Consider the following 9,822-nt stretch of genomic DNA (forward strand, 5'->3'; position numbering starts at 1 on the left):
CTTCATCACCGCCCACAACCAGAAACCCAAACCCTATAAATGGGTCAAATCCGCCGACGACATCCTCGCCTCGGTAAAACGCTTCTGCCAGAAAACAATGCGCCGAACTTCGGATTCAGGTGACTAGCGTCCCGACCGAGGTCGCTGACAAGATGAAGGCGCTGGAACGCGACGTCCGCGAGCTGCGACAGGCCAACGAGATCCTGCGCAAGGCGTCGGCGTATTTTGCCCAAGCGAAGCTCGACCGCTTATTCCGGCGATGATCGCGGCTTGACGATCTTTACCCTCTGCCCGGCCACGGCTTCTAACCGGACAGCTTCACGCTGCCGTCCTGCGGCGAGTGCCTATCGGCAGCGGTCTTCCTGGGGTAGGTGCTCGATGGTCCTTGATACATTTAGATCTCAAACAGACTCCGCGTGAATTTGGCGGCTTTTTCTTAAGGTTCTTTCCGCACGGAAAAAGGACCGTGAGTTGGACTAGAATGGTGGTTAGCGGACCGGCCGCTTTTGGGTAAAGCAAGGCGCATAGCTGACGTTGGCTACCGCGGCCCCCGTACCGATTGGGATCCCATGCGAGACGGGATCCCGAAACCTTGGGGTGTCATCTCGCCCTCAACCGAACCGGCCACCAGCGGCGCATTTTTCAACAGCCCCGGTCGATTTTCTGGCGGTCTGGCTTTCCGTTTCGCCACGCTCGACAAGCAGTTCGGGAAACGGCACCCGCCTTGCCGTCTGTCGTGCAACTCGCGCATTGGTGGTGCTGGCCGCCCTTCCCAATCGGGATAGGACAAACTGAAAGTCAGGCGATCGTATTCACCACACCGCCGTCAACGCGTAGCGCCGCACCGGTGGTCGCGGACGCCTGTGGAGATGCGATGTAGACGCACAGGTTGGCGACTTCCTCGACCGTGGCAGCACGCTGGATGATTGAGGATGGACGATGCGCCTTGACGAAATCGACGCCGGCCTCTTCCAACGATTTGCCCGAGGCGACCGCATCCGCCAGCATCTCGGCTACACCCTCCGACAACGTTGGACCGGGAAGAATCGCATTCACCGTTACACCCGTGCCCGCCATGCGCTTGGCCAGGCCACGCGACAGGGCAAGGTCGGCGGTCTTGGTCACGCCGTAGTGGATCATGTCCGCCGGGATGTTCAGACCGGATTCCGAGGACAGGAACAGCACGCGACCCCAGCCCTTGTCACGCATTCCCGGCAGGTATGCCCGGGACAGGCGTACGCCTGACATCACGTTGACCCGAAAGAAGCGCTCCCACTCTTCGTCAGGCGTTTTGAAAAAGTCTTGCGGGCCGAAGATGCCGGCATTGTTCACCAGGATATCGACCGCCGGAAGCGCGGATACGATGGCATCGCATCCGGCTTCCGCTCCGACGTCTCCGGCCACACCGCGCACCTCGGCATCCCTGACCTCACGATTCAGCTTGGCGACGGCTTCCTGGGTGCGGTTCTCGTCGCGCCCGTTCAGGACGACGATCGCCCCGGCTGCCGCCAACCCCTTCGCGATCGCCAAGCCGATGCCAGCGGTCGAACCGGTCACGAGCGCCGTCTTGCCGGAAAGGTCGATGTTCATGCGGTGCCTCCAGGGATGATCGTTATCGGTCGGGGACTTACGTAACGTCAGCCCCGCGCGGCGAGTTGCGCCCGCACCGCATCGGCCAGCGATGTCGTCGGGCGCCCGATCAGCTTCGAGAGTTGGTGGCCGTCATCGAACAGCGCACCGTTCGAGGCATCGACGTCCCATGCCGCAAGTCCCTCGGCGAAGCCCTCGGGCAGGCCCACCTGCTTCAGGATCGCAGCGTATTCGGCCTGCGGCAGGTCGCGGTACGGGATGTCGCGGCCGGTCTGGCGCGATATCTCGGCGGCAAGGTCGGCGAGCGTCACCGCGTCGTCGCCGGCCAGCTCATAGGTCTTGCCCTCATGGCCGTCGCTGGTCAGCACGATGGCTGCGGCTTGGGCATAATCGGCGCGGGTCGCGAGCGACAGGCGTCCCTCGCCAGCGCTGCCGACGAGCGCGCCATTCTCCAGGGCTGCGGGAATCGAGCCGGTGTAGTTCTCGGTGTACCAGCCATTGCGCAGGAGGGTCGTCGGGATACCGGAGGACGCCAGCAGCGCTTCGGTCGCACGGTGCTCCTCGCCTAGGCTAATCGGCGATCGGTCGGCGTGCAGCAGGCTGGTGTAGACGATACGCTTGATGCCCGCCGTCTTGGCGGCCTCGATGACGTTGCGGTGCTGTGCCTCGCGCTGCCCGACCTCGCTCGACGAGATCAAGAGCAACGTGTCGATCCCGGCCAGTGCCGGAGCGAGCGTCTCAGGCTTCGCGTATTCGAACGCGCGTGCCTCGACGCCCAGATCGCTGGCCTTCTCGGGCGAGCGCACCAGCGCCACGATCGGCTCGCCGGTCGACTTGCGCTTCAGGCTTTCGACGACGAGGCGGCCAAGCTGCCCGGTCGCGCCGGTGACGGCGATGGTCATGACATTTCTCCTTCGATGACGCGTTGAGATCAGTTGAAACGGAAGCCGGAAATGGCGGTCGACAGGACTTCCTCGGCATAGACCCGGGCACCTTCGCCCTCGGCCGCGCCGGCCGCGACCATCAGGGGCAGCAGGTGCTCCTCCTTGGCCGGGGGATGGGCGAAGCGCGCCGAGGGCGCGTCCGCCCAGTGCGCCAGACGCTCGGCCCGCTGCGGGCCTTCCAGCTCCATGCTTTCGGCCAGCCACTGGTCGAACGCCTGCGAGCCGGGCGTCGAGCGCGGATCGCCATAGGCGCGCATGTTATGGAAGCTCATGCCCGAACCCAGGATCAGCACGCCCTCCTCACGCAGCGGCGCAAGGGCGCGGCCCGCAGCGATATGGAGGGCCGGGTCCAGCCCGCGCTCGACGGACATCTCGATCAGTGGAATATCCGCATCCGGAAAAGCAACCTTGAGGGGGACGAACACGCCGTGATCCAGGCCGCGCTTCGGGTCGACAGTCGAGGCGATGCCCGCATCCTTGAGCAGGGCCGCGGCACGGGCGGCGAGCGCGGGTGCGCCCGGCACGTCGTAGCGCAGCTGATAGGTGTGAGGCGGGAAGTTGTAATAGTCGTAGATCAGCTCAGGCCGCTCGGCGCCGGTGAAGGCAAAGCCGTCCGTCTCCCAATGTCCCGATACGACGAGGATGGCCTTGGGCTTCTCGGCGAGCGTGTTAGGCAGGCTACGCAGGAACGCTTCCATACCGGTCCACACACCGCGCGGATCCTCCATGAAGAAGCAGGGGCCGCCGCCATGCGGGATGAAGTAGGTGGGCTGGACGCTCATGGTCATACACTCCGGTGCAGGCGCCACGGAGGCGGCCTGGATCATCGTTCGATCTGTCGACCGGGATATGTGCCCGATATCGCGCAATGATAATCGCTCGCGTAGAAGGATCAGCTTCAACCACGGGTAGGAAGTCATGGCGGATCGGTTGACGGGTATGGACGTGTTCGTGCGGGCGATCAGGCTCGGTGGCATCTCTGCTGCCGCACGCGATCTGCACATGTCGCCTGCGATGGCGGCCAAGCACCTGGATGCTCTTGAAGCGCGGCTTGGCACCACGCTGGTGCAGCGGTCGACCCGTCGACTTTCGCTCACCGAGGCGGGCGCTGACTATTTCGAGAAAGCCGAACGTATTCTGATGGAGATCGGCGAAGCCGAGGCGGAGGCATCGTCGCGGTCGATCACCGCGCAGGGGCTGCTGCGCGTCAGTGCGCCGGCCACCTTCGGCGTTCTGCACCTTGCCTCACTCATCCCTGCTTTCTCCAAACGTCATCCCGAGGTGACGATCGAACTGGGCTTCAACGATCGTTACGTCGACCTGCTGGAAGAACGTTGGGATGTCGCCGTACGGATCGGGCGCCTCGCTAACAGTGCGCTTGTTGCCCGCAAGCTCGTGGCGATGCGCGTCGTGTTAAGTGCCGCCCCCTCTTATTTGGCGAGGCGGGGAACGCCAACCCGCCTGGCCGATCTCGGCGATCACGATTGTCTGGGCCACACCAACGCGTCGCTTGCAGGAACGACATCGTGGGCGTTCGGCAAAGACGGGACGATCAAGGTGCCGATCTCAGGATCGATGTGTTCCGACAATGGCGAGGCCTTGGTTCGCGCTGCCATCGCGGGCCAAGGGCTGGTCTATGGGCCACGCTTTATTGCGGCAGAGGCGCTTCGCGCCGGCCAATTGAGCGAGCTTGAGCTGGACGAGCCGCCTATGATTCTGGGAGCGGCATATGCCATCACACACCCGACGCGGCGCCCCGCCGCCAAGACGCGGGCGTGGATTGACTTCTTAGCCGAAGCACTCCCCGCTCGTGGCACCGATTGGTGAGAGGCCGAGCTAGCAGACGTCCCGAGTTTTCACCCGAGGACCGCGTCTGCTATCTCAAAACATCACGGTCTTTTATGATTGTAGATATCAGTGACCCAGCGAAAGCGACGCCCCCAACCGCACATGGCTGGCATCGATAACGCCGAGGCTTGGTCCCTTTCAGTTGGTGCAGCGGGGGCCGCGGGCGCGGCGGACGTTGCGGGTGAGCGTGAACCGCATCACTGCCACCCCTCAATGACGATCTTGCCGCGTGCGGTAGTGCTCTCAAGCGCCTGGTGCGCGCGCTTGAGGTTCGCGGCGTTGATGGGGGAGAACCGTTCGGTGAGGGTGGTGCGCACGTCGCCGGCGTCCACGAGGCTGGCGATGGTCGACAGGATCTGACCCTGCGTTTCCATATCAGCGGTCTCGAACATGGACCGGGTGAACATAAACTCCCAGTGGGTCGACACCGACTTGCGTTTGAACGGTACGACATCGAGTGTCTTGGGGTCGTCGATGAGTGCAAAACGTCCCTGCGGGGCGATCAGCTCGGCGATCTGCTCGATATGCTCGTCGGTGTGCGTGGTCGAGAAGACGAAAGCCGGCGCGCCAATGCCCAAATTCGCCACTTGCCGAGCCAGCGGCTGGCGATGATCGATGACATGGTGCGCACCGAGCTCGGCCACCCAGGCCTGCGTTTCAGGGCGCGAGGCTGTCGCAATGACGATCAGCTCGGGCACTTGGCGAGCAAGCTGGATTGCCATCGAGCCTACCCCGCCGGCACCCCCGACAATCAACAGCGCATGTGCTGCACCGGCTACAGGAGTACGCACGGACAACCGCTCGAAGAGGGCCTCCCACGCGGTTATCGCCGTCAGCGGCAACGCCGCTGCCTCTGCCCAATCGAGGCTGGCCGGCTTCTTCCCGACAATGCGCTCGTCGACCAGGTGCAACTCGGCGTTGGTGCCTTCGCGGCCGATGCTGCCCGCGTAGAACACCTCGTCGCCCGGTTCGAAACCGCGCACTTCAGGGCCAACAGCGCGAACGACACCGGCGGCATCCCAACCCAGGACACGCCAATCACCGTGGATCGAACCCGAGCCAGCGCGCACCTTCGTGTCAACCGGGTTTACCGAGACAGCCTTGACCTCGACGAGGAGATCACGGCCTGTAGCGTTGGGATCGGGAAGTTCGATATCGACGAGAGCTTCCGTGCGATCGATCGTTCCGGGCTGCTGGTAGCCGATTGCGCGCATGATAAATCCTATCGTCAGGGGCTGTATAGCGAACTTTGTCACCTACGGGATACGCACAAGCGACGTAGCGGTTAGACATCGTCCTCAGGCTGGCGACGGCGTGGCTGCCGCTGCCGTCTTCCCCGTGAGGTCGGTGATGACCGCGCCGATCAGAGCCCGTAGCCAGCGGTGTGCGGGATCATGCCGATAGCGGACGTGCCAAGCCATTTCCACGGGAAAGCTGCCAAGGTCGACCGGAGCCGGCAGGATCTTCAGCCGGGGGTCGTGCATCAGCCGCCTGCAGATGAGCGAGGGCAAGGTGGCGCAATAGTCGGTCACCGCCACCATCTCGGCTACCGCGAAGAAGTTTGTCACGGAGATTGCGACGTCGCGCTTCAGCTGCTGTTGCGCCAGCGCCTGGAACAGCCCGGCGCGCATCCGTCCGGGCGGCACGATGTTGACATGCTTCATCGTCTCGAACTGCTCGCGCGTCATGACATCGCCGACGCCCGGATGGTCGGCACGGACGGCGCAGGCGAGCCCTTCGTCCATCAGGTGCTGGACGACGAGGTTGTCGGGCGGATCGACGATGCGGCCCAGCACGAGCGCCGTCGTGCCTGACACGACGCCTGTTTCCACAAGATCGTTTCCGTAGGGCGTCAGACGAAGCTTTATGCTGGGGGCGACCTTCTCCAAGCGCGCCACGATAGCGGGGACGAGGACGAACTCGACATAGCCGTTTGGCGCGATCGTGAAGAGCCGTTCGGCCTGTGCGGGGTCGAAGGCCTGCTGACCGAGGACCGCGTCGTCGAGCTGGGCGAGTGCCTCGGCGATCAGCGGTGAGAGTTCAAGCGCGATCGGGGTCGGCTGGATGCCGTAGCGCTCGCGGACGAACAGTTGGTCCTGAAGCATCAGTCGTAGACGCGATAGGGCATTAGACAGGGCGGGCTGTGTCATGCCCATTCGCTCGGCGGCCCGCGTGACGCTGCGCTCCTCCATCAACGCGACGAAGATCGGCAGCAGGTTCAGATCGTAGCGCATGCAGTCATCCTGTCAGACGTATATCTGACATTAGAAAGATAAACTTCTAGAATATATCAACGAGGCCCATTTCCCATCCATCGGCGACAGGCGCCGCGAACATGGAGGTTCAGATGAGCAAGGGTCAGGTTCTCGTTCTTGGATCGAACGCGACACAGCTCGGTCTGCGTGGCGGCAGTACCGCAACGGTCGGTCAGTATCTCAACGAAACGGCAGTCCCCGCGCTGGCACTGCTCGACGCCGGCTATGATATTGTTCTCGCCACGCCCAATGGGACCAAGCCGCACATCGACGCCGGTTCCGACACGAAGGACCACTTTGGCGGTGATGAGGCGGCATACCAGCGCGCCAAGGACTTCTTCGCCAGCCACCCGGCCATGAACGACGTCCGCACGCTGAAATCGGTCGTCGACGAGGGTCTGGACGGCTTCGTTGGCGTGTTCGTGCCGGGAGGTCACGCGCCCATCGTCGATCTGATGCAGGACCGCGATGCGGGCACGATCCTCCGTCACTTCCACGCGGCGGCCAAGCCGACCGCGCTCCTCTGCCACGGACCGGTGGTCGTTGTTTCTACGCTCGACGATGCTCCGGCCTTCCGCAAGGCGCTGGAGGAAGGCGATGACGCCGGGGCGGCCGATCTGGCGCGAGACTGGATCTACTCAGGCTACCGCATGACCGTCTTCTCGGCGAGCGAGGAGAAGATCGCTGAGGAGCAAGTGCTGAAGGGCGAGCTCTTCTTCGACATGGAAAAGGCGCTGCGGTCGGCCGGTGGCGACGTCTCTGTCACCGACAAGAACTTCGCTTCGAATGTCGTCGTGGACCGGGAGCTGATCACGGGTCAGAATCCGGCGTCGGACCAAGCCATGGCCGACGCTTTGATCGAAGCCCTCGATCGCGCCGCTGCGTGAGTACCAGGATGACGGGCGGGGCGCTCAGGATGCGCCCCGCTTCGGATATAACCAGGACAGGATATGGTGCCATGACCGCCAACGTGAAGATCGTCGCCGTCCTAACCGCCCGTGCGGATACCGTCGACCGCCTGCGCGCTCTGCTCGACGCCATGCTAAAGCCAAGCCGTGCCGAACCGGGCAATTTGCGCTACGATCTCTGGCAGGACCAGAGCGATCCGAACCGCTTCGTCCTCGACGAGCTGTACGCGGACGCGGATGCGGTTACCGCCCACCGCGCGACGCCCCACTTCCAAAACTACCTCTCTCAGATCGGCGATCTGGCCGAGCGCGCCGCGTTTGTCCTCAACCCCGTCTCCGCGACCTAAGGGTGCTGCCATGGGCAAGCTTAAAGAATGGGTGGGGTCGGCGCTGCTGGCACAACCGTTCTACATAGAGGAACTGCGGATGATCGGCCTGCGCTTCGCGCGGGCCTTATGGGCCTCGTTCATCCACGCGGCTACCCGCTGGCGCGGGGCCGCGACCCAGCGAAAAATCAACATCTGAAGTGAAGGAAACACAGTCATGACCAAAGGTATCGAAGGCAAGGTTGTTCTCATCACCGGCGGGAGCACCGGCATCGGCGCCGAGACCGCGCGTCTTCTCGCCGAACGCGGTGCGAAGGTCGCCATCGCCGCACGGCGCAAGGACAAGCTCGACGAGGTCGTTGCGCAGATCACCGAGAACGGCGGAACGGCACGCGCCTATGCGCTCGACGTCACTGACAAGTCGGCGGTCCAGTCCGTCGTCGCCGCGATCGTCGCCGACTTCGGCCGTCTCGACGTACTGATCAACAACGCCGGTCTGATGCCGATCCGTCCGATGGCCGAGGTCAACACCGACGAGTGGGACCAGATGATCGACGTCAATTTGAAGGGCACGCTCTACGGCATCGCCGCGGCTCTTCCCGGCTTCCTGGAGCAGGGCAGCGGCCACATCATCAACCTGAGTTCGGTCGCCGGCATCAAGGTCTTCGCCCCGGGCGGCACGGTCTATTCCGGCACCAAGTTCGCCGTCAGCGCGATCAGCGAGGGCCTACGCCAGGAGGTGGGCGAAAAGGTCCGTGTCACGTCTATCGAGCCCGGAGCCGTCGAAAGCGACTTGAAGTTCACGACGTCGGGCACGGCTGCCGAGACGGTACTCGACTTCTACAAGCAGGCCATCCCTGCAGCGTCGGTGGCGCGTGCTATCGCGTTCGCTGTCGAACAACCTGATGACGTCGACGTCAACGCGATCGTCATCCGGCCGACCGCACAGCAGTTCTGATTTCGACGAGGAGGCGGGGCCGCGTGTGCTCCGCCTCATGGGGAACGTACCGGCCCGCTCTTCCGTTACTTTGCCGAATAATGACTGTCGGTTTCACTTGAGGAGTCATTTATGCCCAAACTTGCCCTGTATGTACCACTGAAGGCCAAGCCCGGAAAAGAGCGTGATGTCGCCAATTTCCTGACTTCGGCATTGCCGCTCGTTCAAGCTGAGGCGGGCACTCTGACCTGGTATGCGATCGAGGAAGGTCCCGGTGCGTACGCGATCTTCGATACGTTCGACACAGAGGAGGATCGGCAGGCCCACCTTGACGGCAAGGTTGCCGCCGCACTGATGGACAAGGCAGAAGAACTGTTTTCTGAACCGCCGCAAATTCACAAGTTTACCCTGCTGGCCGCAAAATAGCGGAGCGGTCGGCACCCTAGGGTCAGGACTCGTTGATCACAGCCAGAAGATGACGGTGGCAGCGAGGGCGACGGCGGAAAAGAAGGCCGTGGGGCAGCGATCGTAGCGTGTGGCAACGCGCCGCCAGTCCTTGAGGCGGCCGAACATGATCTCGATGCGGCTTCGACGCCGGTAACGGCGCTTGTCGTATCTGACCGGCTCGTTGCGCGATCGTCGGCCCGGGATGCATGGCTGGATGCCTTTGGCTTGGAGAGCGTCCCTGAACCAATCGGCGTCGTAGCCGCGGTCGCCGAGCAGCCACTGCGCTTTTGGCAGGTCGTCCAGCACGGCTGCCGCACCGGTGTAGTCGCTAACCTGCCCGGCGGTCACGAAGAAGCTCAAGGGGCGGCCGTTCGCGTCGGCGACGGCATGAAGCTTGGTGTTCATGCCGCCTTTCGTGCGTCCGATCAGGCGGCCGAGATCCCCTTTATGGATGGCTCGCCCCTTATCTGAACCGTTGTCGCTTCACGACAGCGGGTCGTTTGCGGAAGGAGCGAAGGTCATGGACATTTCTGTGCTCGGGATCGATCTTGGCAAGAATAGCTGCAG

At 63.3% G+C, this 9,822-nt stretch carries 11 protein-coding genes and 2 pseudogenes; 7 read left to right on the forward strand and 6 right to left on the reverse strand.

Annotation, left to right across the window (positions count from 1 at the left end; translation table 11 throughout):
* Positions 1-127: pseudogene (locus tag COA07_RS17330) on the forward strand (IS630 family transposase); the annotation flags it as partial.
* Between the two features lie 671 nt (positions 128-798).
* Here the strand turns inward: COA07_RS17330 and COA07_RS17340 are convergent.
* The 3 genes from COA07_RS17340 to COA07_RS17350 are packed head-to-tail and all read right to left on the reverse strand — an operon-like array spanning position 799 to position 3,361.
* Positions 799-1,590 carry an SDR family NAD(P)-dependent oxidoreductase gene (locus COA07_RS17340; RefSeq protein WP_066711392.1) on the reverse strand — a complete coding sequence of 264 codons (792 nt, stop codon included), beginning with the start codon at positions 1,588-1,590 and terminating at the stop codon, positions 799-801.
* Between the two features lie 47 nt (positions 1,591-1,637).
* Positions 1,638-2,492, reverse strand: a complete 855-nt coding sequence (locus tag COA07_RS17345; protein WP_066711391.1) for an SDR family oxidoreductase — start codon at positions 2,490-2,492, stop codon at positions 1,638-1,640.
* A 29-nt stretch (positions 2,493-2,521) separates the two neighbouring features.
* A complete protein-coding gene (locus COA07_RS17350; RefSeq protein WP_245842224.1) occupies positions 2,522-3,361 on the reverse strand; it encodes a DODA-type extradiol aromatic ring-opening family dioxygenase in 840 nt (279 codons plus the stop codon).
* Positions 3,362-3,452: 91 nt separating this feature from the next.
* Between COA07_RS17350 and COA07_RS17355 the strand changes: the two genes are divergently transcribed.
* Entirely contained in the window at positions 3,453-4,361 is a 909-nt protein-coding gene (locus tag COA07_RS17355) for a LysR family transcriptional regulator (RefSeq protein WP_066711390.1), read from the forward strand.
* Between the two features lie 218 nt (positions 4,362-4,579).
* Here COA07_RS17355 and COA07_RS17360 read toward each other — a convergent pair whose 3' ends face one another.
* Both COA07_RS17360 and COA07_RS17365 read right to left on the reverse strand, forming a co-directional pair.
* The gene (locus tag COA07_RS17360; protein WP_066711389.1) at positions 4,580-5,596 is read right to left on the reverse strand and encodes a zinc-binding alcohol dehydrogenase family protein; all 1,017 of its coding nucleotides are present in this window, start codon (positions 5,594-5,596) and stop codon (positions 4,580-4,582) included.
* Between the two features lie 84 nt (positions 5,597-5,680).
* On the reverse strand, positions 5,681-6,616 hold the full coding sequence (locus COA07_RS17365; RefSeq protein WP_066711388.1) for a LysR family transcriptional regulator: 936 nt from the start codon (positions 6,614-6,616) through the stop codon (positions 5,681-5,683).
* Positions 6,617-6,729: 113 nt separating this feature from the next.
* Here COA07_RS17365 and COA07_RS17370 point away from each other — a divergent pair, with 113 nt between their 5' ends.
* The 5 genes from COA07_RS17370 (at position 6,730) to COA07_RS17385 (ending at position 9,234) form a co-directional block, all read left to right on the forward strand.
* Positions 6,730-7,524, forward strand: a complete 795-nt coding sequence (locus COA07_RS17370; RefSeq protein WP_061780455.1) for a type 1 glutamine amidotransferase domain-containing protein — start codon at positions 6,730-6,732, stop codon at positions 7,522-7,524.
* A gap of 71 nt (positions 7,525-7,595) precedes the next feature.
* Positions 7,596-7,892 carry a putative quinol monooxygenase gene (locus COA07_RS17375; protein WP_062126405.1) on the forward strand — a complete coding sequence of 99 codons (297 nt, stop codon included), beginning with the start codon at positions 7,596-7,598 and terminating at the stop codon, positions 7,890-7,892.
* 10 nt (positions 7,893-7,902) lie between these two features.
* On the forward strand, positions 7,903-8,070 hold the full coding sequence (locus tag COA07_RS18380; protein WP_157085237.1) for a hypothetical protein: 168 nt from the start codon (positions 7,903-7,905) through the stop codon (positions 8,068-8,070).
* 18 nt (positions 8,071-8,088) lie between these two features.
* Positions 8,089-8,829: an SDR family oxidoreductase gene (locus tag COA07_RS17380; protein ID WP_066711387.1), complete on the forward strand. Its 741-nt coding sequence runs from the start codon at positions 8,089-8,091 to the stop codon at positions 8,827-8,829.
* Positions 8,830-8,940: 111 nt separating this feature from the next.
* The gene (locus COA07_RS17385; protein ID WP_037093999.1) at positions 8,941-9,234 is read left to right on the forward strand and encodes a putative quinol monooxygenase; all 294 of its coding nucleotides are present in this window, start codon (positions 8,941-8,943) and stop codon (positions 9,232-9,234) included.
* A 36-nt stretch (positions 9,235-9,270) separates the two neighbouring features.
* Here COA07_RS17385 and COA07_RS17390 read toward each other — a convergent pair.
* Positions 9,271-9,708: pseudogene (locus COA07_RS17390) on the reverse strand (IS5 family transposase); the annotation flags it as partial.
* Between the last annotated feature and the right edge of the window lie 114 nt (positions 9,709-9,822).

The organism is Sphingomonas adhaesiva (assembly GCF_002374855.1).
In the GTDB taxonomy this organism is placed as follows: Bacteria; Pseudomonadota; Alphaproteobacteria; order Sphingomonadales; family Sphingomonadaceae; genus Sphingomonas; species Sphingomonas adhaesiva.